This window comes from Microbacterium zouquanmingi (assembly GCF_052266675.1).
Lineage (GTDB): Bacteria > Actinomycetota > Actinomycetes > Actinomycetales > Microbacteriaceae > Microbacterium.
In genome coordinates, this window is record NZ_JBQPRA010000002.1 from 34256 (window position 1) to 59818 (window position 25563).

At 65.8% G+C, this 25563-nt stretch carries 23 protein-coding genes; 12 read left to right on the forward strand and 11 right to left on the reverse strand.

Features of this window, described 5'->3' with window-relative positions; genetic code table 11:
- The first annotated feature begins 104 nt into the window (after positions 1-104).
- On the forward strand, positions 105-1202 hold the full coding sequence (locus ACTU6V_RS04245; protein WP_443475030.1) for a mechanosensitive ion channel family protein: 1098 nt from the start codon (positions 105-107) through the stop codon (positions 1200-1202).
- Positions 1203-1293: 91 nt separating this feature from the next.
- On the opposite strand, the gene ACTU6V_RS04250 is transcribed toward ACTU6V_RS04245, so the two are convergent.
- Genes ACTU6V_RS04250 through ACTU6V_RS04280 form a run of 7 tightly spaced genes read right to left on the reverse strand, consistent with a single transcriptional unit; the run spans position 1294 to position 8652 of the window.
- Positions 1294-1608, reverse strand: a complete 315-nt coding sequence (locus ACTU6V_RS04250) for a protealysin inhibitor emfourin (RefSeq protein ID WP_443467865.1) — start codon at positions 1606-1608, stop codon at positions 1294-1296.
- A complete protein-coding gene (locus ACTU6V_RS04255; RefSeq protein WP_443475325.1) occupies positions 1580-2638 on the reverse strand; it encodes a M4 family metallopeptidase in 1059 nt (352 codons plus the stop codon). Before ACTU6V_RS04255 ends, ACTU6V_RS04250 begins: the two co-directional genes overlap by 29 nt.
- Positions 2639-2694: 56 nt before the next feature.
- A complete protein-coding gene (locus ACTU6V_RS04260; RefSeq protein WP_443467864.1) occupies positions 2695-3735 on the reverse strand; it encodes a LacI family DNA-binding transcriptional regulator in 1041 nt (346 codons plus the stop codon).
- The gene (locus ACTU6V_RS04265; RefSeq protein WP_443475031.1) at positions 3732-4664 is read right to left on the reverse strand and encodes a glycerophosphodiester phosphodiesterase family protein; all 933 of its coding nucleotides are present in this window, start codon (positions 4662-4664) and stop codon (positions 3732-3734) included. The genes ACTU6V_RS04260 and ACTU6V_RS04265 overlap by 4 nt, the downstream gene beginning before the upstream one ends.
- Positions 4661-6463, reverse strand: coding sequence for an ABC transporter permease (locus ACTU6V_RS04270; protein WP_443467862.1), 1803 nt, complete (start codon positions 6461-6463; stop codon positions 4661-4663). The genes ACTU6V_RS04265 and ACTU6V_RS04270 overlap by 4 nt, the downstream gene beginning before the upstream one ends.
- Positions 6460-7542: an ABC transporter ATP-binding protein gene (locus tag ACTU6V_RS04275; RefSeq protein WP_443467861.1), complete on the reverse strand. Its 1083-nt coding sequence runs from the start codon at positions 7540-7542 to the stop codon at positions 6460-6462. The genes ACTU6V_RS04270 and ACTU6V_RS04275 overlap by 4 nt, the downstream gene beginning before the upstream one ends.
- Before the next feature lie 45 nt (positions 7543-7587).
- Positions 7588-8652, reverse strand: a complete 1065-nt coding sequence (locus ACTU6V_RS04280) for an extracellular solute-binding protein (protein ID WP_443475032.1) — start codon at positions 8650-8652, stop codon at positions 7588-7590.
- A gap of 171 nt (positions 8653-8823) precedes the next feature.
- On the opposite strand from ACTU6V_RS04280, the gene ACTU6V_RS04285 reads away from it, so the two are divergent.
- Entirely contained in the window at positions 8824-10356 is a 1533-nt protein-coding gene (locus tag ACTU6V_RS04285; protein WP_443475033.1) for an SDR family NAD(P)-dependent oxidoreductase, read from the forward strand.
- Between the two features lie 130 nt (positions 10357-10486).
- A complete protein-coding gene (locus tag ACTU6V_RS04290) occupies positions 10487-11050 on the forward strand; it encodes a GNAT family N-acetyltransferase (RefSeq protein ID WP_443475034.1) in 564 nt (187 codons plus the stop codon).
- 206 nt (positions 11051-11256) lie between these two features.
- Here the strand turns inward: ACTU6V_RS04290 and ACTU6V_RS04295 are convergent, their stop codons facing one another.
- Entirely contained in the window at positions 11257-12558 is a 1302-nt protein-coding gene (locus ACTU6V_RS04295; protein WP_443475035.1) for an Nramp family divalent metal transporter, read from the reverse strand.
- 121 nt (positions 12559-12679) lie between these two features.
- Positions 12680-13615: a dihydrodipicolinate synthase family protein gene (locus ACTU6V_RS04300; protein WP_443475326.1), complete on the reverse strand. Its 936-nt coding sequence runs from the start codon at positions 13613-13615 to the stop codon at positions 12680-12682.
- Positions 13616-13761: 146 nt separating this feature from the next.
- Here ACTU6V_RS04300 and ACTU6V_RS04305 point away from each other — a divergent pair, with 146 nt between their 5' ends.
- Positions 13762-14781, forward strand: coding sequence for a LacI family DNA-binding transcriptional regulator (locus ACTU6V_RS04305; protein ID WP_443475036.1), 1020 nt, complete (start codon positions 13762-13764; stop codon positions 14779-14781).
- A 159-nt stretch (positions 14782-14940) separates the two neighbouring features.
- Here ACTU6V_RS04305 and ACTU6V_RS04310 read toward each other — a convergent pair whose 3' ends face one another.
- Complete coding sequence (locus ACTU6V_RS04310; protein ID WP_443475037.1) at positions 14941-15666, reverse strand: FadR/GntR family transcriptional regulator; 726 nt, start codon at positions 15664-15666, stop codon at positions 14941-14943.
- A gap of 131 nt (positions 15667-15797) precedes the next feature.
- Here ACTU6V_RS04310 and ACTU6V_RS04315 point away from each other — a divergent pair, with 131 nt between their 5' ends.
- The 8 genes from ACTU6V_RS04315 (at position 15798) to ACTU6V_RS04350 (ending at position 24614) form a co-directional block, all read left to right on the forward strand.
- On the forward strand, positions 15798-17396 hold the full coding sequence (locus ACTU6V_RS04315) for an ABC transporter substrate-binding protein (RefSeq protein WP_443475038.1): 1599 nt from the start codon (positions 15798-15800) through the stop codon (positions 17394-17396).
- Between the two features lie 78 nt (positions 17397-17474).
- Positions 17475-18431: an ABC transporter permease gene (locus ACTU6V_RS04320; RefSeq protein WP_443475039.1), complete on the forward strand. Its 957-nt coding sequence runs from the start codon at positions 17475-17477 to the stop codon at positions 18429-18431.
- Positions 18432-18436: 5 nt separating this feature from the next.
- On the forward strand, positions 18437-20506 hold the full coding sequence (locus ACTU6V_RS04325) for a dipeptide/oligopeptide/nickel ABC transporter permease/ATP-binding protein (protein WP_443475327.1): 2070 nt from the start codon (positions 18437-18439) through the stop codon (positions 20504-20506).
- Entirely contained in the window at positions 20503-21303 is an 801-nt protein-coding gene (locus ACTU6V_RS04330) for an ABC transporter ATP-binding protein (protein ID WP_443475040.1), read from the forward strand. The genes ACTU6V_RS04325 and ACTU6V_RS04330 overlap by 4 nt, the downstream gene beginning before the upstream one ends.
- Positions 21304-21334: 31 nt before the next feature.
- On the forward strand, positions 21335-22273 hold the full coding sequence (locus ACTU6V_RS04335) for a dihydrodipicolinate synthase family protein (protein ID WP_443475041.1): 939 nt from the start codon (positions 21335-21337) through the stop codon (positions 22271-22273).
- On the forward strand, positions 22273-23208 hold the full coding sequence (locus tag ACTU6V_RS04340) for an ROK family protein (protein WP_443475042.1): 936 nt from the start codon (positions 22273-22275) through the stop codon (positions 23206-23208). The genes ACTU6V_RS04335 and ACTU6V_RS04340 overlap by 1 nt, the downstream gene beginning before the upstream one ends.
- Positions 23205-23900 (forward strand): N-acetylmannosamine-6-phosphate 2-epimerase, encoded by a 696-nt coding sequence (locus ACTU6V_RS04345; protein ID WP_443475328.1) that lies wholly within the window; start codon positions 23205-23207, stop codon positions 23898-23900. Before ACTU6V_RS04340 ends, ACTU6V_RS04345 begins: the two co-directional genes overlap by 4 nt.
- Before the next feature lie 66 nt (positions 23901-23966).
- A complete protein-coding gene (locus tag ACTU6V_RS04350) occupies positions 23967-24614 on the forward strand; it encodes a dihydrofolate reductase family protein (RefSeq protein ID WP_443475043.1) in 648 nt (215 codons plus the stop codon).
- 5 nt (positions 24615-24619) lie between these two features.
- Here the strand turns inward: ACTU6V_RS04350 and ACTU6V_RS04355 are convergent, their stop codons facing one another.
- Positions 24620-25540 carry an alpha/beta hydrolase fold domain-containing protein gene (locus tag ACTU6V_RS04355; RefSeq protein ID WP_443475044.1) on the reverse strand — a complete coding sequence of 307 codons (921 nt, stop codon included), beginning with the start codon at positions 25538-25540 and terminating at the stop codon, positions 24620-24622.
- Between the last annotated feature and the right edge of the window lie 23 nt (positions 25541-25563).

The following is a 25563-nucleotide window of genomic DNA, read 5'->3' on the forward strand; positions in this document are numbered from 1 at the left end:
CCACGCGATGATCGAGTGATCGTCGCGTGAATAAAGAGTGCATGCGCTTCGTGCGGGATGCAAGGGGTTGTGCGTCTTGTCGCCAATCTGTCTAGCCTGGACTGATGGCATCTGTCGCAGAGTTCGAGCTCGAATGGAACGCCTGGATCGGAACGCTCATCGCCGCGGTCGTGGCGATCGCGATCGTGGCGGCGATCGTGATCAGCGCGCGCTTCATCGCAGGCCGGGCACGTGGGCGCTCCGCGTGGATCGCCGATCTCGAACGTCGCATCCGCATACCGGGCATGGTGCTGGCGTTCGTGATCGCCGTATGGATCGTGTGCGCGGCGAATGCGCCTGCGACGCTGCCCTGGTGGCAGGTGCTGGAACGTGTGCTGCTCATCGCTGCGGTACTGGTGGGCGCTTGGCTGCTGTCGACGGTGGTGACTTTCGGCATGGAACGGCTCATGCAGTACGACAGCCGCAAAGACGCCACGAGTCCTGAGGCGCGCCGCCGCAAGACGCAGCTGACCATCATGAACCGACTCGTCGTCGTGCTGATCGCGGTCATCGCCGTCGGCGTGGTGCTGATCGCGGTCATCGCCGTCGGCGTGGTGCTGTTCTCGTTCCCCGAGGTGCGGGCGGTGGGCACGAGCATCCTGGCATCCGCCGGTGTCATCAGCGTCATCGCCGGTCTTGCCGCCCAGTCAACCCTGGGCAATCTCATCGCGGGAGTGCAGATTGCCTTCACGAACTCGATCCGCGTCGGCGACGTCGTCGTCATCGAGGGCGAGTGGGGCACGATCGGCGAGATCAACCTTTCGTACGTCGTCGTCTACATCTGGGACGAGAGGCGTCTGATCCTGCCCTGCACATACTTCACCACGACACCGGTCGAGACATGGACGAGGAGATCCGAGAAGATCATCGGCACCGTCTACATGGATCTGGACTGGCGAGTGCCGGTGGATGCCGTGCGTGAGAAGTTCATGGAGATCGTCACCGCCTCACCGCTCTGGGACCAGCGTTCGGCGAACGTGCTCGTCACCGGATCCGAAGGCGGCTATGTGACAGTGCGGTTCAAGATCTCGGCGGCGAACTCCGACGACCAGTGGGATCTGCGGTGCCTCGTGCGCGAGAAGATCGTGACCTGGCTGCAGCAGGAGCACCCCGAGGCGCTGCCGGTCACGCGCGTCGCGATGGAAGATCGCCCCGCCGGCTGAGCGCGCGACACGCGTCAGTGAATTTCACGGGCGTCGGCCCGGATCGGGCGCTCCGCGCTGACACGTGTGATCCGCACTGACAGGTGTGCGGTCAGGATGCCGCCGCGGCACGCACGGCCTCGACGAGCTGCCTCCAGGCGCCTTCGAGCGCTGACTCGGGTAGGGTCTGCTCGAGCCGAGCGCCGGGCGGGCGGGCCTGGATTCTCCAGACGTACCGGTCTGCTCCTGACTCCGTCGGCGCAGGATCCTGCCAGGGGCAGCGATAGATCAGCTCGATCCAATGCAGCTCTTCATCGCGGGGCGGCTCGACCTCCCACTGACGGCGGAGCCCCGCCAGGCCGCCGGTGCGCACGACCGTGACGATGAACCGGTCGTCATCATCCGGTGCGTCGGGTTCCTTCGGCATCCAGCACTCCCACGGTCATCCATGCGTCGCGTACGGCGGCGGTCACTTCTTCACCGTACTCGCGGCCGGCGGCCGACACTGTGGCATCCGCGAATTCACGGAACGTTGCGGTCGAAGAGAGTCCTCCTGTCAGCGCGCAATACCAGACGGTGCCCGCGCGCTCCCAGGCGTTCCGGCCGAGCGCACGGGCGGTGAGCGCGAAGGCGCGATTCGGGATGCCCGAGTTGATGTGCACGCCGCCGTTGTCTTCTGTGGTCTGCACGAATCCGCTCATGTGCGCTGGTTGCGGGTCCTTGCCGAGTTCATCGTCGTCGTATGCCGTGCCGGGTTCGAGCATCGATCGCAGCGCCTTCCCCTGCACCGCGTCGGTGAAGATGCCGGCGCCGATCAGCCAACTCGCATCCGCCGCCGTCTGCTCGAGTGCGTACTGCTCGGCGAGTGCCCCGAACACATCGGCGATCGACTCATTGAGCGCGCCGGGCTGCCCCTGGTATTCGAGGTTCGCGGTGTGCTGGATGACGCCGTGCGCCAGCTCATGACCGATCACGGTGAGCGAGCCGGTGAAGCCGCGGAACACCTCGCCGTCGCCGTCGCCGAACACCATGCGCTCGCCGTCCCAGAAGGCATTGTCGTAGTCGATGCCGTAGTGGACCGTGGCGTCGAGCGGCGCCCCTGCGCCATCGAATGAGTTGCGCCCGAAGGCGCCGAGCAGCATCTCGAATGTCGCCCCGAGCCCGTCGAACGCCTCATTCACCGCAGAGTCCGCAACCGGCCTTTCGTCTTCGGTGCGCACTACGATGCCGGGCAGCTTCTCGGTGCCGCCCGCATCGCTGATCGTGCGGTTCGGAGCATCCGTCAGCTCGGCGACGAGGTCGCCGTTCTCATCGATCGACAGGTTGATGCGCGCGCGGAACTGCGGACGACCCGCCAGCAGAGTCTGGCGCGCGGCATCTGCGGCCTTCGTGAAGCGACTCGACTGCGCGAGGCGGGCGAGCAGGTATGTCGGGATGATGCCGTGTACGCCGTCCATGCGCTCGACGATACGCCCGGCCGCTGACACTGTGGGGATGGCGTGCAGCACTTCGCTCAGCCTGAGATGGGCTGCAGCGTTCGTCCTGCGATAAAGCTCGCGGTGAACACTTCGCGCACGGGCTCGTTCGCGCGGGTGCCATCCAACTGGGCCGCCATCACCTCGACGCCGCGTGCGCTGACCGCCTCGACGGGGAGTCGCACCGAGCTCAGACCGAGCAGTGACAGGCCGGGGAGAACGCCGTCGATGCCGGTGACTGACAGATCCTCAGGGACGCGGATGCCAGTGCCGTCGATGGAGTCGAGGAAGGTGATCAATCGCTCATCTGAGGGGAACATCGCCGCGGTCACCCGCTTCTCCCTGACCATCGCCACAACGGCCGGCGTCACATCGCTTAGGCGTGCCCATGACCGCGTCTGTACGCGCACCGGACGGGCGCCCTTTTCCTGCAGTCGCGCGATCATTGCTTCGGAGCGGGCGTGCTCGACGAACGATGCGTCACGCGACGTCGCGATCACGGCGACGTCGCGGTGGCCACGGGCGAAGACCTCGTCGGCGGCGAGATGCCCGTTCGCATGCTCGTCGTACGCGATCGAGTGCACCCCGCCGAGGCTGGTAGGTCGACCGAGCACGACCATGGGAACGTACTCGGCGAAGGCCGCCGCACGCTCGAGCGGAATCGTCCCCGTCGCGATGAGAAGACCACGCACGCGCTGTTCGAGCAGATGATCGAGCCCGATGACCTCGTCGTGATAGTCCTGCGTGAAGGTCGGTGAGACGGTGAGCAGCCGAAGCCCGCGATCAGATATGCCGCGCTGCAGCTCCGAGTGCATGAGTCCGTAGTACGGGTTGCGGACATCGCGGATCAGCAGGCCGAGCACGTCCGAGCGGCTGCCGGCGAGCTGGCTGGCGGCGCCGTTGCGAATGTAGCCCGTCCTGCGCACAGCGTCCATCACCGCGGCCTTCGTCTCTTCGCTGACCGATGTGGATCCGTCCAGCACTCGCGAGACTGTGGCATCCGAGACCTTGGCCTCGTGCGCGACATCTTTCATCGTCACTCGGGGCCAGGCGCGCGGACGACGGGTCGCGTCGCTCATGTCTGCGCCGGGGTGCGCACGCCGCGCTGTACGAGATAGTCCTGCAACAGCGCAGGCCAGTCGGTCTGGATGACGTCGGCACCGATGTCGACCAGTGGCCCCCACCCGAGAGCTGGGCTCTGCAGGACGGCGACGGTATCGTCCCAGCCGCCCATCAGGGCATTCCCGTTCCCGAGGTCCAGGGCATTCATATACGAGAAGGTAGCGCGTGCGCGCAACCCGGCGGACCATTCCGGGGCACAGAACGGATGCTGCGGATCGGATGCGACAGCCTCGATGCCCACCACGTTCAGCTCGGGGTCATCGAGGGTGTGCTCAGCCTCGGCCACCGTCTTCGCGATGGGGAGAAGCGGGTACTTCACTTCGTGCCGTCGTGCCGCCTCGATCGCCCGCTCGTCGCGGGCGTCGACTTTCATGAGCAATCGATCGGCGATGCGGAAGTCATCCAGAAAGTGCAGCAGCCGTGGCCAGTAGCGCCACGATCGATCGATGTTCAGTGACACATCGGGCAGGCGCCGCAGGATCGTCTCAAGGCGTTCGACCCGCACGAGCGGTGTGGCGCGGCGCTGCGGGTAGGCGAGCTGCTCGATCTCGGCAGTCGACATCGTCTGCATGTTGCGGTCGATGCCGAAATACTGCTTCTCGTAGCCGTCGTGGAACGCGAAGAAGTCACCGTCGGTGGACTCGATGACGTCTATCTCGATGAGGTCGCCGCCGCAGCGCGCGGCCGCGGTCACCGCCGCTGCGGTGTTCTCGGCGATCATGCCGAGGCCGGTACCGCGGTGCACCGCGACGAGCGTGCCGCGCGTGCGGAATCGGCCGTTGAGGTAGGCGTTCACGGCAGCATGACGCCGCTGCCCGAAGGCAGGCTCGGCAAACCGGTCGGCGGATGCCGGGACGGCGGCCTGCGCGAGAGGAGAGGTGTTCACAGCGTGAGCTTTCGTTCGTAGGAGGGCGCCGTGGCGTCTGGTGTGGAGGATGCTGCGACGCCTGCGGCATCCGAAAGGGAAACGGCAGGGGCGACCCGACGACGACGGGGTCGGCGTCCGTACACAAGCCACAGCACGAGAGTGGAGATCACCATGATCAGCACCGTGTACACGTAGGTCAGCGCTGTGCCGTCACTCATCGTCTCTGAACTCGTCGCGTTCTTGATCACGACGCCCAGCGGCTGCAGCAGCGGGTGCGACAGGAAGATGGCGGAGTCGTAGTCATCGAGCAGGCTGGTGAAGTTCAGTGCAGTGATGGCTGCCGCTGTGGGCCCCACCAGCGGGAGCAGCACCCGTCGGAAGGTGTACAGCTGGCTGGCGCCGAGCATCGAGGCGGCCTCTTCGAGATTGTCGGGAATGCCCGAGAACGCGGCCTTGAGCAGGCGGAATGTGAAGGGGATCTTGCCGATGATGTACGCGATCGCAAGGATCCAGAATGTACCGGTCAGCACTGTGCCCAGCACAGACGGCTGCGGGACATTGAAGGTGACAAGCAGACCCAACGCGATCATGGTCGAGGGCAGGAACCACGGAATGTGCAGCAGATATTCCAGCGCGTTCGTGATCACGTTGCGGTTGCGCTGGACCATCCGTGCCGCGAACATCATCAGCACGATCACGGTGACCGACGCGACCAGTCCGTAGGCGACGCTGACGAGGAAGGGCTGCATGCCCTTCTGGGTCGTGAACACGGCGATGTAGTTGTCGAGGGTGAAGCTCGACAGCGTGAGCACACCCGAGTTGATCGCCCTGACATCGGTGAACGAGTAGAGCAGGACGAGGGCCGGCGGCAGCACATACACGACGAACAACGCGTAGGCGAGTACGTGCGTGAGGACGTTGACGACCGGATTGTGGATGCGCTGCTTCTCGAGCGGGGTCGGCACCTTCGACACCGAGAAGTACACGCCGCCGCGCTCCATGCGGTTCAGGACCGCCAGGAGCACGATCGTGACGAGCCCGAGCAGGATGGCCAGAGTTGCGGCGAGGTCGCGCGACGTCGACGTGGTCGCGAATGCGAGGATCATCGGGGAGATCGTCTGGAAGTCACGACCGCCGAGCACTTGAGGCGCGGCAAGAGCGCCGAGCCCGCCGAGGAACGTGAGGATCGTGATGGCGAAGATCATGGGCTTCAGCTGCGGAAGGATGATCCGGCGAAGGATTCGGAGGTCTCCGGCGCCCATCATTCGGGCCGCCTCGATCGTCTGCAGGTCGACTTTCGCGATGGATGCCGAGAGGAACAGCAGATGGTTGCCCGTCGATGCGAACGTCATCACCATGACGACGGCGAACATTCCAGAGAACCAGTTCGGATCAAGCTCGGGGAAGACATTCAGCAGCGTGCGGGTGACGGCGCCGTTCGGGCCGTAGACCTGCTTGTACCCGAAGACGAGCACGATTCCGCCGCAGACGAGCGTGCTGGCATAGCCCAGCCACAGGATGCGCGCACCTCGGATCGCGTACAGCCGGGTGACGAGCACGAGGAAGATGCCGATCACGTTCACCGTGACGGACAGGATCGCCGCGAGCAGCACACTGTTCCACAGCGACTTCACCGCGCGCTCAGACCCGAACAGCCGCTCCACGGCGCGCAGGGAGAAGCCGCCCTTACCGTCTGAGAACACTTGGCCTAGGAGGGTGACATTGGGCATGACGAGGAAGGTGCCGATGCCCCAGATGAGGATGACGGTGACGATCAGCCAGAGTGGGTTGCGCAGCATCCGGACCGTGGGGCTCATGCGGACACACTCTGCAGCGTGGCGGACGAAGCGTTCTGCGGCCTCCCGCTGCGGTACTGCAGCAGGTGTTCGGCGGGGATGGCGAGACGCACTGCGTGGCCGACCGGGTGCGCGGCGGCACCATCTTCGCGCACGATTGCGCGGACCTGGCCGAACCGGCCGCAATCGACCGTGTACGCGGAGTTCGTGCCGTGGTACACGCGGCTGGTCACGGTGCCATCGATGACGGGGTGAGCTGCCGTCTCACCGCCGTCGAGCAGAGTCGGTTTCTCGAGGCGGAGATACGTGGCGGCATCCGGATCGAGAAGATCGCGGGAGTTTCCGGCGCCGATGTCGCGCAAGTGGGCGACCAATGCGGGCTCGAGCCTGTTCGCCTCGCCGATGAACGTGCACACGAACTCGGTCATCGAGCGGGCGTAGACCTCTTCAGGAGTGCCGACCTGCTCGATGCGGCCGGCGTTCATGACGGCGATGCGGTCAGACATCGCCAGAGCTTCGTCCTGGTCGTGGGTCACGTAGACGGTGGTGATGCCGAAGTGCTGCTGCAGATCCTTCAGCTGGTGGCGCAATTGGTGGCGCAGCTTGGCGTCGAGGTTCGACAGCGGCTCATCCAGCAGCAGAATCTTCGGACGAAGGATCAGCGAACGGGCGATTGCCACGCGCTGCTGTTGGCCTCCGGACAGCTCCGAGACGTTCTTGGTGAGCTGCTCGGGACGCAGCTCGACTTCGGCGGCGATCTTGCGCACGCGCTCGGCAACCTCGTCAGCCTTGATGCGCTTCGTCTTGAGGCCGAAAGCGATGTTCTCTTCGACGCTCATGGAAGGAAACAGGGCGTAGTTCTGGAAGACCATGCCCAGGTCGCGCTGGTCGCTGCGCAACTGCGTGACGTTCTTGCCGGCGATGGTGATGGTGCCAGATGCAGGTCGGGTGAGTCCCGCGAGCGTGCGCAGTGCGGTGGTCTTTCCGCAGCCGGACGGGCCCAGGAGGGTGAAGAACTCACCCTCCTGAACCGTCAGGGAGAACTCCGGCAGGGCGGTGAAGTCCGCGAACGTCACAGTGACGTCAGAGAAGGTGATCATGAGTGTCTCTATCCAGCCGGAAGTCCGACTTGTCGTCTTGGTTGCTCAGCCGATGTGGTTGAGTTCGACTTCTTCGATCCACGAGGGGAGGTTCTCGGCGACGAACTCCCAGTCGATGTCCTGCGCCTCGAAGGAAGCGGTCATCTCGACGGCGTCCTGGGAAGCATCAGCCTGTGCGTCGGTGTTGGTCGGCGCGGTGAAGAACTCCTGTGACCAGGCGGCCTGCACTTCGGCGCTGCCGAACCAGTCGATGAACTCGCGTGCCTGCTCGCCGTTCTTGCTTTCCTTGACCAGGCCGATGGCCTGGTTGATGATCGGGACGCCCACCTTGGGGTAGATCGCCGCGGACTGGACCCCGTACTCGACCTCGCGGGCGGACTTGCCAGCCAGCCACATCTGTCCCAGGTCGACGTCGCCGCTCAGCATCCGGGCGTACAGGTCGGTGCCTTCAACAGCAGGGGAGCCGTTGGCGAAGAACTCGCCGATCGCGGTCCAGCCTTCATCGCTGATGCCGAGGTTGCCGCTGTCGTCGCGGTAGCGGCTGAGCAGGCTCGTCACGACGAGTTGAGTCGTGCCGCCGGTCAGAGTCGTCGGCGTCTCGTAACGCCCGTGGTACTGCTCGTCTTCGAAGAGGTCCGTCCAGTCCTCGGGTGCGCCCTCGCCGTCGGGGTAGGCAGCGGTGTTGTAGACGACCATGATGGGCTCTTCGATGATCGAGTGGTAGACGCCGTCCGGGTCGATCTCTTCGACCTTGTCAGCCCACTCCGGGGTGTACGCCTCGAGCACGTCGGCAGCCTTCATGCCCTCGAAATTGACGTTGTTCGGGCCGAACACGACGTCGGCGATCGGGTTGGCAGCTTCAGCGATGATGCGCTCAGTGATCGCTCCACCGCCGGCGTCGACGTACTCGACCTCGAACCCGGCCTCGGCGGCCTGCTCGACGAGCCATTCGCCACGACCGTCCGAGACGGAGTTCGAGTAGACCACCAGGGCCCCTCCTGCGTCTTCGGATGTGGGCTGTGCCGCGGGAGTTGCGCCGGTGCAGCCGGCCAGGAATACGCCCGTCACGGCGAGGCCCGCAGCGGCGGGGAGGAGACGACGAAGGTTCATCAGGGGTCCTATCTCGGTGGCAAATCGGAAGTGATGTATGCGCATACATGAGGTGTCTGTATGCGCATACATCACGGTGCACAAGTGCCGTGACGGGATCTTTGCCGCGACATGAACAGCGGGCGAACTCATCGTCAGGAGCTCTCAGCTCTCTCGCGTAAAATCGGCCTAATGACCGATGCACCCTTCGACAGGCTCAGGGACCGAGAAGGGAACGACCTCGGCGACGGCCTCGATCCTGATGACCTCGCCACCACTCTCCGGGTGCTCGGCTCGCTGGACTCGATGAGCGAGCAGCATCCGGACTACCTCGCCGTCCGCCGAGCGACCGCGCAGATGTTCAAGGCCGTCAAGCGCGCTCGCCGTCGGGAAATCCGCGATGCGATTGCTGAAGCGGACAGGGCCGTCGTCGCGAACACTGCGACGGGGGCGCCGGACCGCATCGACGATGAAACGCGCGGTATCGATCTCGCGACCAGCGTGGATGCTCCGATCGCCGGCGAGCTGCTCAAACCCCGCAACTGCTACATCTGCAAGCAGCCTTACACGCTCGTCGACGCGTTCTACCACCAGCTCTGCCCGGACTGCGCGCGCTTCAGTCACGGCAAGCGCAACGCCCGTACCGATCTCACCGGCCGGCGCGCACTGCTCACCGGCGGACGCGCGAAGATCGGCATGCACATCGCGCTGCGCCTGCTCCGCGACGGCGCGCACCTGACGATCACGACGCGCTTCCCCCGGGACGCCGTGCGCCGGTTCTCGTCCCTTCCGGATGCCGCGGACTGGATCGACCGCCTGCGGATCGTCGGCATCGATCTGCGTGATCCCGCTCAGGTGATCGCGCTCGCGGACTCGGTCGCCGCTCAAGGCCCGCTCGACATCCTTATCAACAACGCCGCCCAGACCGTGCGGCGCTCGCCGGGTGCGTACTCTTTGCTGGCGGATGCTGAGATGCAGCCGCTTCCGGACGGAAAGCTCCCCGAGATGGAGACGTTCGGGCACACGGCAGACCCGCATCCGCAGGCTCTGCAGGCCTCTGTCGCGGCGAACCCCCTGCTGTCTGTTGCCGCGCTGGGCGGAACCGTCGCCGAGCAGGGCGGGCAGGCGCTCACCGCCGAGGATCTCGCGCGGCTTGCAATGGCTCCGGGGTCGTCGTCGCTCGCCAAGCACGCCGACGGCTCAGCCATTGACGCAGGCGGGCTCGTGCCCGACATAGACCACGTCAACAGCTGGGTGCAGTCGGTCGAGCAGGTCGATCCGCTTGAGATGCTCGAGGTGCAGCTGGCGAACACGACAGCGCCGTTCCTGCTGATCAGCAGACTCCGCGCCTCGATGGCGTCGTCCACGGCGCATCGGAAGTACGTCGTGAACGTCTCGGCCATGGAGGGTCAGTTCTCGCGCCGCTACAAAGGCCCGGGGCATCCGCACACGAACATGGCCAAGGCTGCGCTCAATATGCTCACGCGCACCAGCGCGGGCGAGATGCTCGCCACCGACGGCATCCTCATGACCGCCGTCGACACCGGCTGGATCACCGATGAGCGCCCGCACCACACCAAGGTGCGCCTGGCGGAGGAGGGCTTCCATGCCCCGCTCGACCTTGTCGACGGTGCCGCGCGCGTGTACGACCCGATCGTGCAGGGTGAGGCCGGCATCGACATCAACGGCGTCTTCTTGAAGGACTACAAGCCGAACCCCTGGTGATTCTCGGCCGATGAATCGTTACGCCTATCGGAGGAAGTGACGCACGTCGGAGGCCTGTCCGAAGGTCCTCCGACAGGCGTAGCAGGCTCCGACGCCGGCACATCCGGGGCGTGAATGGTCTACTTGTGACATGCCCGATCTGCGGATCACCTGGCGACCGGTGACGAAGGACGATTTCGCGTTGCTCGCGGAGTGGCTATCGCGCCCGCACGTGCATCGCTACTGGCACCACGACTTCTCATCAGAGGGAGTGGCGCGCGACTTCGGCCCCGGCACACGCGGCGATGAAGCCGGCGAGGACCTGCTTGTGCATCTCGACGGGGTTCCTGTTGCGCTCGTACAGCGCTCCCGCATCCAGGATTACGCGGGAGACTTCGAAGAGCTCGCCGCGATCATCGCAGTGCCGGAGGGGGCGGTGACGATCGACTACCTGATTGCCGATGCCGAGCGCACCGGCGTGGGCTTGGGAACCGCGATCATTCGCGAGATCGTCGCCGACACGTGGTCGGCGTATCCCGAGGCGCCGGAGATCATCGTCGCCGTGGTCGCGGGGAATGTCGGTTCGTGGCGGGCGCTCGAGAAGGCCGGATTCCGGCAGGTCGCCGAGGGGGACATGCCCCCTGATAACCCGATCGATCCTCCGCTCCACCTGGTGCTGCGGCACGGCCGGCCGGACTGCTGTCGACATTCGTGATCGATCGTCAGCCGAACGATTCTGAACTTCCCGGTGGAGGACATCGACGCGGCGGTCGATGAGCTCATCGACCGCCGCGTGCAGGCGAAGATCTACAGCGACGAGGAGTTCCCCTCCGACTCGCCATCGGTCACGGATTCTCTGACCGATAGGACGACTGCCCGTCAGCCGACCGTCACCGTCGATGCGCTCACGGGGGTGATCGCTCAGATCAGCGTGATCACGAGTCGTATCGAGAGCAGCAGAACGGCGACCAGACCGATGATCCCGAACAGGTTCTGCCACCAGCGGTTGCGCATGTCTCCCATCAGTGTCACGCGGTTCGCCATGATGATGATGAGCGCGGCGAGCACCGGAGAGATGAGCACCGTCAGCGCCTGAGCGATGACGATCAGCTGTACCGGCGACGACTGGAACACGAGCGCGATGAGCAGTCCGAAGGCAAGGATGCCGCCGCTCACGAGCTTCGCCGTGCCCGAACTCGACGATGCGCCCTTGCTCAGGCCGTCCGCCAGCATGGTCCCGCCGGCCGTGGCATTCGCGATCATCGAGGAGAACGCGGCAGCGAAGAAGCCCAGCGCGAAGATCGTCGCGCCGAGCGGGCCCGCCAGGGGCTCGAAGATACCGGCGAGGGCGACGATCGTCGGCGCTGCTTCGCCGGTCTGGCCGAGCACTGCGGCAGCGACCACGATCACCAACGCCGTCATGATGCCGGGTGCCACGATTCCGGGGATCGTGTCCACCACGGTCACGTCGCGGTAGTCGGCCTCCGACCGGCCGCGCTCTTTCGTGCCGTATGACGTGTAGAAGGCCGCGTTCACCGAGAAGTTCGTTCCGACGAGTGCGACGATCAGTAGCCAGGCGCCTCCTGGAGCCGTGGGCAGAAGGCCGGCACCGGCCGCAGCCCAGTCCGGATTCGAGATGAAGGCGGACGCGATGAATGTGATGGCCATAAGCGCCACGGCGACAATCAGGATCTTCTCGATCACGCGGTAGACGTTGCGAAGCAGCAGGATGCCTGCGACGACGACGGTGCAGAGGATCGTCCACATGATCGGACTGCCGCCGAAGAGCATGGACAGGCCGAGCCCCGAACCAACTGCGTTGCCGACGGAGAAGCACAGTGTGATCAGGAAGACACCGATACCGGCGACGACGCCGACCCATCCTCCGAGATGATCCTTGATCGACGAGATGAGCGAGACAGGCGACTTGATGCCCAGGCGCACGCTCATGTCGGTGAGGAAGATCATCAGGATCGTCGAGACCACGATCACCCAGATCAGCGCATACTGATATCCGCTGCCTGCCTGGACAGCGGTGGTGAGGTTGCCCGGCCCGAACTGCCAGGCGCCGGCGACGAAAGCCGGTCCGATCAGTGTCAGCTGCTGCCAGAACGACCGTCGTGTCTTGTGAGTCTCGACGATGTTCCTCATCGTCTCAGTCGAGACCCTGCCATAGCCAGTGCCGGGGGTCGAGGTGCGCCGCGTGGTGGATTGGTCACTCATGGGTTCTCCTTCGTTGGAGGGCGACCCTGAGGTCGCGAAGTCGTCTTTGACTGGGTCAGCGCTGTGAAACGCTGTGGTGCTGATGGATGCTGCAGCAGAGGCGCCGCAGCATCCATCAGGGTCATGCAGGGACGGCTACTTTGCCGAGTCCGGCGAGTGTGAATGCCGCGGCGATCTCGGCGTCGGCGCCCTCAGGCAGCGGAAGGAGCGGAGTGCGGACAGTCGCATGATCCAGGATGCCGCGCTGCACGAGGCCCCACTTCAGAGCGACAGTACCCTCCATGTGTGATCCGCGGTGATACACGTTCTGGGTGACGGGGAGTAGCCGCTCGTGGATGGCGTGCGCCGCCTCATAGTCATGTGCTTTCCCGGCGGCGATGAGCTCGATGAGCGGCTCTGGCGCGATGTTCCCGTACCCCACGAGCAGTCCGTCGACATCGAACATCGTCGGCAGCAGATACTCGTCGTGGCAGGAGAGGATCTGCAGGTCGGGGTACGCGGCGCGGAGAGCGGGGATCTCGGTGTACCAGCGACGCATGTTGCGCACGCCGTTCTTCGTCGCGAACACTCCGTCGTGGCCAGCGATCTCCAGCTGAGTGTCGAGGTCGTAGGTCGCCTTGGTGTTATCCGGGTACTGGAACAGAATCAGGGGCAGTCCCGATTCCTCGTGGATCTCGCGGTATCGGGACTGCGGCGCGCCCTGCTGGTATCCGAACCGGAGCCAGCCGTGCGAGGGGTACACGAGCCCGGCTGCGGCGCCGGCGTCGACAGCGGCCTTCGCCTCAAGAGCCGCTGTCTTGTTTCCCTCCTTGGTGATTCCGGCGACAACGGGGATGCGCCCGTCGGTCGAGGACACGAACGCGCGGATCACATCGAGCTGTTCGCGCTCGGTGAGGAACGTGCCTTCTCCTGCGTGTCCCAGCACGACGAGGCTCTTGACGCCTTCGATCGAGCCGAGCCAGGATCCGAGTCGCTGGATCGCGTCGAAGTCGACGTCTCCGTCTTCGGTGAACGGGGTGACAGGTGCGGGGCTGAGGCCGCGGAGATCGAGAGTCATCATCGTTTCCTTCTCTGGTTGCTCTTCTTCGAGATCCTTGCGTGGGATCGTTGCCGGGAACGTTTGCAAGAACGATTGCAAGTATGCTGGGAGGTGCAGATCGTGTCAAGTGCCCGAAGCTAGACTCGCCAGGAGGGAGGGGCGCAATGGATGTTCACGCCGAACGACGTGTCGTGACGTTGAAGGACGTCGCAGCGGCATCCGGGGTCAGTGTGTCCACGGTGAGTCGCATCCTCGACGACCGAACCCCGTCCTCGCGCTCGGCGACAGCGCAGCGTGTGCGGAGCGTCGCCGACGAGCTGGGCTATCGCCGCAACGTCTTTGCATCCGGTCTTCGTCGGGGCGCGACGGGGACGATCGGAGTGCTCGTCCCGCGACTCACGGACAACGTGATGGCTCTGATGTTCGAGGCCATCGAGCGGGCTGCGCGTTCGAGGGGGGCTTTTGCCGTCGTCGCCACGTGCGGGGATGATCCGGACGACGAACGCCGCGCGACCGAGACGCTGCTCGGACGTAACGTCGACGGACTCATCCTCGCGACCGCACGACTGGATGACACGTTGCCCGCCTCTCTGCGTGAACGCGGAGTCCCGCACGCCCTTGTCCTGCGGACCGACGGCCAGAGTTCATCGGCACTCGGTGACGATGAGGCCGGCGGATACTTCGCGGTGCGCCACCTCATCGACCTGGGGCATCGGAACATCGCCGTGATCACGGGCCCGTGGTTCACATCGAGCGCGCGCGACAGGCTCGCCGGAGCGCGGCGAGCGTTGGACGAGGCCGGACTCGAGTTTCCAGAACAGCGCGTTGTGTCGACCGGCTACGGAATCGAATCCGGCAATGAAGCGGCAGCACGTCTTCTCGTCGATGAAGCCGAGCAGATCACGGCGATCTTCGCGGCCAACGACAACCTCGCCATCGGCGCGATGACGGCCGTGGGGGCGGCCGGCCTGGCCGTTGGCTCGGATGTGTCCATCGTCGGCTACAACGACATCCCGCTGGCGGGAATGCTGCCCGTTCCTCTGACCACTGTGCGCACGCCCTTCGACCAGATCGCCGCCAGCGCACTGGACCTGTTGGAGTCGGCGAACCCGGATGCCCAGACCACGCGCACCCTGCCGACTCTGATCCCGCGGTCGTCCACGGCGCCCCGAGGGGATCGATAGTTTCGGTGGTCAGTGAGTCTCGACTCCAGGTGACTGAGCTGCGCAGGATCGCACGTCATGTGCGCGGGCTGCTTCACGTGGGTCCGGACTCCGCGCACGGGCGGATGGTGCGGCAGGTGATCGGTCACGTCGACCGTTTACACGGATGAACCCGACGGTTCACTTGTCACGCTGGGCTGTCTGCGCCAGCACCCGTTGCAGCGGCTTGTAGTGATCGATCACCGCGTGGCGATAGGCCTCGACGTCGCCACTGCGCACCGCGTCGAGCATGTCGCCGTGCGCTTTGGCGGTCTGATGGATGTCTGCGGGAGGCGCGATCCCGAGCTGGGGCAGCACAGCGGTGTGCACATCCCAGAATGCGCCGACCAGCTGTCCGACCAGGCGATTGCCCGTGGAATCGAAGAGCCTGGTGTGAAAGGCTCGATCTGCCTCGAGGAAGTACTCGCCGCGGCCGGCCTTGTCGACCATCTCGTCGACGAGTTCATCGAGTTCGGGAAGCTCGTGCTCGGCGGCGCCCGCCGCCACGACGCGCTCGGCCATTGAAAGGTCGAGCGCGAGGCGCACCTCGACCACGTCGCGCAGCGCGTCGAGCGATTTCTCGGGCGAGAGCACCCCGCGGAAGACGAGCGTCTCGACCATGGGATCCAGTGACATGCCGCCGACGTAGGTGCCATGTCCATGCCGCACATCGACGATGTCGAGTGTCGACAGCGTACGGATCGCCTCGCGCACCGATGAGCGTGAGACATCGAGTGTCTCGCACAGCTCTGCCTCTGTGGGCATCGGGTCACCGGGCTTTAGGCCACGGGTCAGGATGAGCTGTTTGATCTGATCGGCGGTGGTCGAGCGGCGCATTCGCGACGCGCGGCTTGTGCTGGAGTTCATCTGGTCCCTCTCGTGCCTCGCGTCGATCGCGTCGATCATCTCACTCTTGTGTTCCGATGGAACATATGCTTACAGTACATCAGACATCAGATGTCCTCAAGATGTCTCCCACACCACACAGGAGTTCACACATGAACCGAAACATCACCCGCCGTCGCGGGGGTCGCTTGGCCATGGCGATTGCAGGCACGGCTGCCGCAGCGATCGCTCTGGCCGGTTGCGGTGCCGGTGCCGCAAACGATGCCAGCGGCACGGAAGCCGCCGGCGAGATCGACCCCGACGCCATCATTGAGGCCGGTATCTCGTACGCCCTGAGCGGGAGCTTCGATCCGATGATCGCCTCCGGAGCTGTCACGGTCGCCGCCAACTGGCACATCTTCGAGGGGCTCGTCGATCTAGACCCCGCCACTCGCGAGGCGTACCCGGCGCTCGCCGCGGATCTTCCGACCCAGGTCGACGACACCACCTACGAGATCGATATCCGCGAGGGCGCGACCTTCCAGAACGGCGACCCCGTCACCGTCGACGACGTCATCTACAGCTACGAGCGCGTGCTCGACCCTTCCAACAACTCGCTGTTCACCAGCTACGTCGACTTCATCGACACCGTCACCGCGGTCGACGACGACACGATCCAGATCACGACGGACTTCCCGTTCTCGCTGATCAACGACCGCCTCGGCATCGTCAAGATCGTGCCTAAGGCGCTCGTGGAAGCAGACCCCGAAGCATTCGGCGCGAACCCCGTCGGCACCGGCCCGTACTCGCTCGTCTCAGCGACCCCCGAAGACAAGGTCGTGTTCGAGCGCTACGACGACTACAACGGCCCGCGCCCCGCGCTCGCCGCAGGCATGAACTGGAACCTCCTGGCGGATGCATCCGCTCGAGTGACCGCCATGTCGACCGGCACCGTCCAGGCCATCGAAGACGTGCCCTACATCGACGTGGATACGCTCGCCGCAACCGCAGAGGTCGAGAGCGTGCAGTCCTTCGGTCTGCTGTTCGCGATGTTCAACACGTCGGCTGCGCCGTTCGATGACCCTCGGGTCCGTCAGGCGATGTTCTACGCGCTCGACATGGACAAGATCATCGAGACCGGAATGCTGGGCAACGCCGAGGCAGCGACGTCGTTCCTGCCGAAGGGCCACCCTGACTACCAGGAGGCCTCGACGGTCTACACCTACGACGCCGACAAGGCCAAGGAGCTCCTCGATGAGGCAGGCGTCAGCGACCTCTCGATCGATCTGCTGACCACCGACACCAGCTGGGTGAAGGAAGTCGCGCCGCTGATCAAGGAGTCGCTGGATGCTGTCGGCATCACGGTCAACCTCGAAATCCTGCAGTCCGCTGCAATGTACGAGCGCGTTGACTCCGGCGACTACACGATGGCCGTCGCCCCCGGTGACCCGTCGGTCTTCGGAAACGACGCCGACCTGCTCATGAACTGGTGGTTCGCGCCGGGTGTCTGGACCGAGAAGCGCACCCAGTGGGCCAGCACGCCGGAGTTCGCAGAGCTCGACGCACTCATCTCCGCCGGTGCGGAGCAGCAGGGCGACGAGCAGGCCGAGACGTGGGGCAAGGCATTCGACCTGATGTCTGAGCAGGTCAGCCTTTACCCGCTGTTCCACCGCCAGCTGCCCACCGCCTGGAACCCCGACGTCCTCGTCGACTTCAAGCCGGTACCCACCACCGGCCTGTCGTTCCTCGGCGTCGGTGTCGCAGCCAAGTAATCCGAATACCGCTGGTGGGTGGGGCGCGCCTGAGTGCGCCCCACCCACCAGCACCTCAACCCCCGGAAGGATCCGCTCGTGACTGGCACCCTCCGCCTCATCGGCATGCGGCTTCTACAGCTGCCGCTGATGATTCTCGGCATCACATTCCTGGTCTTCTTCGTGATGTCGTTCTCACCGGTAGACCCCGCGCGCAACGCCCTCGGTGAGACCGCCTCCGCAGCGCAGCTCGAGGACTACCGCGAGTCCAACGGACTGAATCTTCCGTTGCTCGTTCGGTACGTGAACTTCCTCTTCGGAATGGTGCAGGGAAACCTCGGCACCTACTCCGCCCGCAGCCTCCCTGTCGTCGATGAAGTCGCCCGCGCGTTCCCGATCACGCTGTCGCTGACCTTTCTCGGCCTCATCATCGCCGTCGTCTTCGCTTTCGCAATCGGCATCCTCGCCGCCGTTTACCGTGACCGGTGGCCTGATCAGGTCATCCGCCTCTTCGGCGTGGCAGCTCTGTCCACGCCCTCGTTCTGGCTCGCGATCCTGCTCATCCAAGCCTTCACGCTCGGACTCGGGGTGCTTCCGGCATCCGGTCCACTCCCCGACCCCTGGAGCGACCCGGGTGGATGGCTGGCCCGCATGCTGCTGCCAGCCCTCGCGCTCGCCGTCCCCGTGATCGGCCAGCTCTCGCGCGTCGTTCGTACCTCGATGGTCGAAGAACTCGACCGCGACTACGTTCGTACCGCTCTCGGCGCCGGCATTCCCCGCGGAGTCGTCGTCGGCCGCAACGTGCTGCGCAACGCTCTGATCACCCCCGTGACCGTGCTCGGCCTGCGCATCGGGTATCTCATCGGCGGTGCCGTCGTCATCGAGGTCATCTTCGCGATTCCCGGAATGGGAACCCTGATCCTCAACGGCGTGACCAACAACGAACCCAACCTCGTGCAGGGCGTGACGCTCGCCGTTGCGCTGGCGTTCGTGATCATCAACATCATCGTTGACCTGCTCTACGTCCTCATCAATCCGCGAATCCGGGCGGTGTGACCCTCATGCGACGCAAACTCACTCAGCGGCTCTCCGTACCCGGCCTCCGGTTCGGATCCCTCTCACTCGGCTCGATCATTTGCATGGTGATCCTCGCGATCATCGCTCTTGCCGCGATCTTCGCTCCGCTCGTCACCAGCTTCGACCCGCTCGCGTCCGGCCCGCCCGTGCAGGCGCCCGACGCTGAGCACTGGTTCGGCACCGACCGGCAGGGACGCGACATCTTCTCGCGTCTCGTCTACGGCGCACGCTACTCACTCGTGATCGGTCTCGGTGCAACGCTGGTCGCGCTCGCCGTCGCCTGCGTGCTGGGCACGATCGCTGCCACCGCGCCGAAGTGGATCTCAGAGACCCTGATGCGCATCATGGACGTCGTCATGTCGTTCCCCGGCATCGCGCTGGCCGCCGTCTTCGTGGCCGTGTTCGGCAAGTCGTTGCCGGTGCTCGTGCTGACGATCGCGTTCCTCTACGTGCCGCAGCTGACGCGCATCGTACGGGCGAACATCCTCGATCAGTACGGCGAGGACTACGTCTCCTCCGCCCGCGTCATGGGCGCGCGCACAGGACGCATCATCATCAAGCATGTCGCCCGCAACGCCATGGCACCCGTGCTGGTGTTCGCCACGATCCTCGTCGCAGACGCCATCGTGTTCGAAGCATCCCTGTCGTTCCTGCAGGCAGGTATCCCCGACCCAGAGCCCAGCTGGGGCAACGTGATCGCCGCCGGCCGCAACCTGCTCATGTCCGGAGCGTGGTGGGCGACGTTCTTCCCCGGCATCCTGATCATGATCACCGTGCTGTGCCTGAACATCCTCTCCGAGGGCATGACGGACGCGATGGTCTCGCCTCGCGCTCGCAAGCTGACGGCGGATGCCGCGAACACCGAAGAATCCACGTCGGATCTCGAGAACGCCGCTGTCACTCCGATGGATGACACCCACGTGATCAGGACGATCGATACGGCATCGAACCTCACCGTGCCAGGGCAGGTGGGGGATGCTGTGCCAGAGACGCTCGTGCCGCAGACCTCGGCCGTGCCGCTCGCCGAGCGCCTCGCGCAGCTGCGCGAAGTCGAGCTGGATCGCACCGACCGGCTGGTCTACACCGGCGATGCCGCGCCTCTGCTAGAAGTGCAGGACCTGTGCATCTCGTTCCCGCGTCACGGAGTTGTCGACGTGGTCGATCACGTCAGCTTCACCGTGCGCCCAGGCGAGACGATGTCGCTGGTCGGCGAGTCCGGCTGCGGCAAGTCGATCACGTCACTTGCGATCATGGGGCTGCTCGATGCCAAGGCCGACGTACGAGGAAAGATCATTTTCGACGGCGAAGATCTTCTGCAGATGGCGCCGAAGCAGCGTGCCGCGATGCGCGGCCACGACATCGCGATGATCTATCAGGATGCCCTGAGCTCGCTGAACCCGGCGATGCTCATCCGTTCGCAGATGAAGCAACTCACTTCCCGCGGCGGCACGCGCACCGCGGAAGACCTGCTCGAACTCGTCGGCCTCGACCCGCAGCGCACGCTCGCGTCGTACCCGCACGAGCTCTCTGGCGGACAGCGCCAGCGCGTGCTGATCGCCATGGCCCTCACCAGGGACCCGCGCCTGATCATCGCCGACGAGCCCACAACGGCGCTCGATGTGACCGTGCAGAAGCAGGTCGTCGATCTGCTCATGCGCCTGCAGAAGGAGCTCGGCTTCGCGATGGTGTTCGTCTCGCACGACCTCGCCCTTGTCGCAGAGCTCACCCACAGCATCACCGTGATGTACGCCGGGCAGGTCGTCGAGCAGGGCACGACCCGCGAGGTGCTCACTCAACCGGTGCATGAGTACACGCAGGGTCTTCTCGGTGCAGTGCTCTCGATCGAGGCGGGCTCTGACCGCCTGCACCAGGTCACCGGTGTCGTGCCGTCGCCGCGGGACTTCCCTGCAGGCGATCGCTTCGCACCGCGCTCCTCCGACCCAGCCCGCTACGTCGGTGTGGAACCGGAGCGGCGGAGCATCCCAGGGACGACGCACAGTTACTCCGCGCATCCGGACGATGCGCCTGTCGAAGCGATCGGAGCAGGACGATGAGCGACGCCGTCATTGAACTCGAAGACGTGCACGTGCGTTACAAGACGCGCACCTCGACGATCTTCCACCGCAACTACGTCGATGCCCTCGACGGCGTCTCGTTCACGGTCAAGCGCGGACAGACTCTCGGCATCGTCGGCGAGTCCGGCTCTGGCAAGTCGACCTCGGCCAAGGTGCTGATCGGGCTCGAGAAACCCACCAGCGGAGACGTGATCTTCGACGGTGAACGGGTGCGATCGTTCAACGCGGCGATGCGCATGCGCATCGGCCGCATCCTGTCGGTCGTCTTCCAGGACCCGGCCACGGCGCTGAACGCCAGGATGCAGGTGCGCGATGCGCTGCTGGATCCGCTGCAGGTGCACCGGATGGGCACCCCCGCGCAGCGCGAGCGCAAAGTCCGCGATCTCATCGGACTCGTCGGTCTCCCGGCATCCGCACTGGACGCTCTGCCTGGCCAGCTCTCCGGCGGCCAGCGGCAGCGCGTGGCGATCGCTCGTGCCCTCGTGCTCGACCCTCAGGTGATCGTGGCCGACGAGCCGACCAGCGCGCTGGACGTCTCGGTGCGCGCGCAGATCCTCAACCTGCTCACCGATCTGAAGGACCAACTGGGCCTCGGCATGGTGTTCATCTCGCACGACATCCAGACCGTGCGCTATCTGTCCGACGAGATCGCGGTGATGAACCAGGGGCGCATCGTGGAGTTCGGCGATGCGGCGCAGGTCTTCGACCACCCCACCAACGACTACACCCGCACTCTGCTCGGTGCGGCCCCCTCGCTGCTCGAGCTCAGTCGCTGACCTCTCTATTCACTGAAACGACCGGAATCCCATGTCTGCATCCGTCGCCTTCACAGGCGTTGTCCCCCCTGTTGCCACCCCGCTTCTGCCGGATCACTCCGTCGATCACGCATCGCTGGAGCGCCACGTCGATCACCTGATCTCCGAGGGCGTCTCAGGGCTCTTCGCCCTCGGGTCGACGGGCGAGACCGCGTACTTCACCGATGACGAGCGCGTCGAGATCCTGCGCACTGTCGCGAGCGCGACCGCCGGTCGCGTGCCGATCATCGCCGGGGCGATCGAGCTGACCGCGCCGCGCATTTCCGCGGTGGGCGCTCGCCTTGTGGATGCTGGCGCACAGGCGGTCGTCACCACCGCTCCGCTTTACACGCTGAACTCCGCGGGCGAGATCGCCGATCACTTCCGCCGGGTCGCGGCCGGAATCGACGCACCGCTGTGGGCCTACGACGTTCCGGTGCGGGTGCACTCGAAACTCGGCATCGATCTTCTGCTTCGATTGGGCGCCGAAGGCGTCGTGCACGGGGTGAAGGATTCCTCCGGTGACGACGTCGGATTCCGCCGACTGCTCGCCGCGAACGGCGCCGCCGGCCGCCCGCTGCAGGTGCTGACCGGTCACGAGGTCGTCGTCGACGCCATGCTCCTCGCCGGAGCCGATGGCGTCGTGCCAGGGCTGGCGAACGTCGAGGCCTCCGGCTACGTGCGGCTCTGCGACGCGGCTGCGCGCGGCGATTGGGATGCTGCGCGCCTCGAGCAGGAGCGGATCAACCGACTGTTCGAGATCGTGTTCCAGCCCATCGGCCTTGCCGGGGATGCGACGGGTGTCGGCGCGTTCAAGGCCGCGATGCACGCACGTGGACTGATCGATCACCCGACGATGGCGGCTGGCGTGCAGAGCCTCGATGCGGATGCCGTGCAGAAGGTCCGCGGCATCCTCGCCGAGATGGATCTGCTCCCTACCCAGGCGGCGTGATGGAAGAGCTCGTCCTCGCTGTTGACATCGGCGGCACGAAGACGGCCGCGGCGCTCGTGACGCGCGATGACGTGCTGCTGCAGACCGAGCTGATGCCGACTCCGGCGTCTTCGGGACCGGCAGCGGTTATCGCGGGTGCGGTCACGCTCGCGGAGCGGTTGCTCGCCGGGCGCGACCCCGACTTGCGTCTCGCGGGCATCGGCGTCGGAACAGCGGGCGTCGTCGATCACACCACCGGGACCATCGTCTCGGCGACAGATACTTTCGCTGATTGGGCGGGGACGCCTCTGGCCGCCGGCCTCCGGTCTGCGCTCGCCCACCGGCTCGCTCCCGATGCGCTCGTGAGCGTGCGGAACGACGTCGACGCACACGCGCTGGGCGAGTTCCTGCAGGGAGCTGCGGCCGGAGCATCCGCGGCCCTCATCGTCGCCGTCGGCACCGGAGTCGGCTCCGGCATCATCGTCTCCGGTTCCCCGCTGTTCGGTGCGCATCACGTCGGCGGCGAGATCGCTCACATGCCCGTGCCCGGCGCCGAGCACCTGCGCTGCCCCTGCGGACGGATGGGGCACCTCGAAGCGCTCGGTTCTGGAACCGGGATGCACCGGCACTACCTTTCGCTCGGTGGCGACCCGCGGGTTCCGGATGCCAGGGGGATCGCCGCCGCGGCAGCGACCGACCCCGTGGCTGCACGTGCGCTCGCCGAATCGGCGGCCTGCGTCGGTCGCGCTCTCGCCGGCGCTGCCACCCTGCTCGACCCCGAGCGCATCGTCCTCACCGGCGGCGTGCCGCAGATCGGAGAGGCATGGTGGATGCCGATGCGCGACGCCTACCGCGCCGAAGTCATCGACGTGCTCCAGAACATTCCGATCGTCGCCGGCAGTCTCGGCGCTGACGCACCGCTGCGCGGCGCCGCAGCCACAGCCTGGAGGAACTGATGCGATCCACCGACACACTTGCGCGTCTTCGCGGCGGCCTGATCGTCTCGTGCCAGGCGTATCCGGGTGAAGCGATGCGCGATGCGCGCACCATGGCGCAGGTCGCCTCCGCCGCGATCGTCGGGGGAGCCTCGGCGATCCGCGTGCAGGGCATCGCCGATATTCGCGCCGTGGCCGAGCTTCCTGTTCCGCTCATCGGGCTATGGAAGGACGGCGACGACGACGTGTTCATCACGCCGACCCTCGAGCACGCGATCGCCGTCGCCGATGCGGGGGCCGACATCATCGCGATCGACGGCACCCGCAGGCCCCGGCCGGACGGGCTCACTCTTGCTGAGACTGTGGCAGGTCTGCGCGCACACCTCGCCGACACCGGTAGAGGCGCTCTGATCATGGCTGACTGCGGCTCGCTCGATGACGCGGTCACCGCAGAGGAAGCCGGTGCTGACATCCTCGGCACCACGCTGTCGGGGTACACCGGCGAGCGGCCCAAGACAGCAGGTCCCGATCTGGAACTCATCGGGCAGATCGCCGCACGCTGCTCCGCGCCCATCTGCGCCGAGGGGCGGGTGCATTCCCCCGCGCAGGCGGCGGCGGCGCTCGCCGCCGGGGCTTTCACGGTCTGCGTGGGCACTGCGATCACGCATCCGTCGACCATCACGTCATGGTTCGTCGAGGCGATCCGGGGCTGACCCTCGCGGTGGGCGGGTGATCGGACTAGCGTTGCGATTACCCTTCCCCGCCCCCAAGGAGGCGCAATGGCCCGTGTCCGTGTTGACCTGTTCGCTTCGCTCGATGGCTTCACCGCAGCGCCGGACCCGGCATCTGACAATCCGATGGGGGATGACTGGGCGCCGCTGACCGCCGCCTACTCCGCCACCCGCACCTTCCGTGCCAAGGTCTTCGGTGACACCACCGGTGCCGGCACAACCGGAATCGACGAGAAGTACGCCCAGGCGCTCTCGTCCGGGGTGGGCGCCGAGATCATGGGCGCCGCCATGTTCGGCCTGCACGTGAACCCCGACGATCCGGACTGGAAGGGATGGTGGGGAGACGAGCCGCCCTTCGGATACCCCGTCTTCGTGCTCACGCATACTGCGCCGCGTCCGTCGATCCCGATGAGCGGCGGCACTACGTTCCACTTCCGCACCGGTGACCTCGTTGGCATCCTCGACGAGGCGAAAGAGGCCGCAGACGGCCTGGATGTGTTGATCGGCGGAGGTATCCGGACCGCGCGCGAGTTCTTGCGCGCCGGTCTCGTCGACGACCTGCACGTCGGAATCGCACCGATCGTGCTCGGCCGCGGCAACCGAGTGTGGGAAGACATGCGAGGGATCGAATCGACCCACGCTGTCACTAGTGAGGTCGCCGAGAGCGGCACCATCCACGTGACGTTCCGCAGGTAATCGACTCAGAGTTCGTCGTCGAGCAGGCGCAGCAGCCAGCGCTTGCGGGCGCGGTGCACATCGCGCGAGACGGCGGCGTCTTCGATCACGCTCTCGGAGGCATGGAACGCGCCCGACCACACGTGCAGCTCGGCCTGGTTTCCCGCAGCCCACAGGGCCCCGGCGAAGGTCGCGACCGAGTCGCGGAACACCTCGGCGGATCCCACATCGAGGTAGGTGGGCGGAAGGTCTTCGAGATCGGTGCGATCGCCAGGAGCGATGGATGCTGCGCCTTCCAGGGCGGCATCCCAGCAGGCGCGGTTGGAGGTGCGGCTCCACGCCGGGTCGGTGGCGAACTGCACGGCCGAGGCGGTGTCGTGGCGGTCGAGCATGGGACACATCAGTAGGGTTCCTAGCACGGGGATGCTCTGATCGCGGCATTCGAAGGCTACGGATGCGGCAAGCCCTCCGCCTGCGCTGTATCCGGCGAGGACGACGGGAACGCCATCTGCTGCGGCCTGTCGTGTGAGCTCGACGAGATGCGCGACGATTCGATCGTGCGGTGTCTCGGGGGTGAGCGGGTAGTCAGCGGACCACAGTTCGAGCTGCGCGTCCGCGGAGTGCCGGGCGAGCACGTCCGCGCCGTCCAGGCGATTGCCGGCGATCAGGCCGCCGCCGTGGAAGAAGAGCACGCGCACGCGAGGAGTGATGCCGGGAGAGCAGAAGGCGGTGATGCCTGGGGCGACGTCGCGTGCTTCCAAGCCGTGCGTAGTGCAGATCGCGTCGACCGTCGTGCCGCGACCGGCGGCGATCGCCCGGTAGCGGTGCATCGCCGCGACATCGGCTACCTCGGCGAGCACCGCGGCGGAGAGTTCGCGCAGACCTGGTGCGAGGGGAACTGCGACGTTCGGGCGCCGGAACGGCGTCACTGTGCATTCATCAGACATCAGATGTCCTATCGTGGCACGAA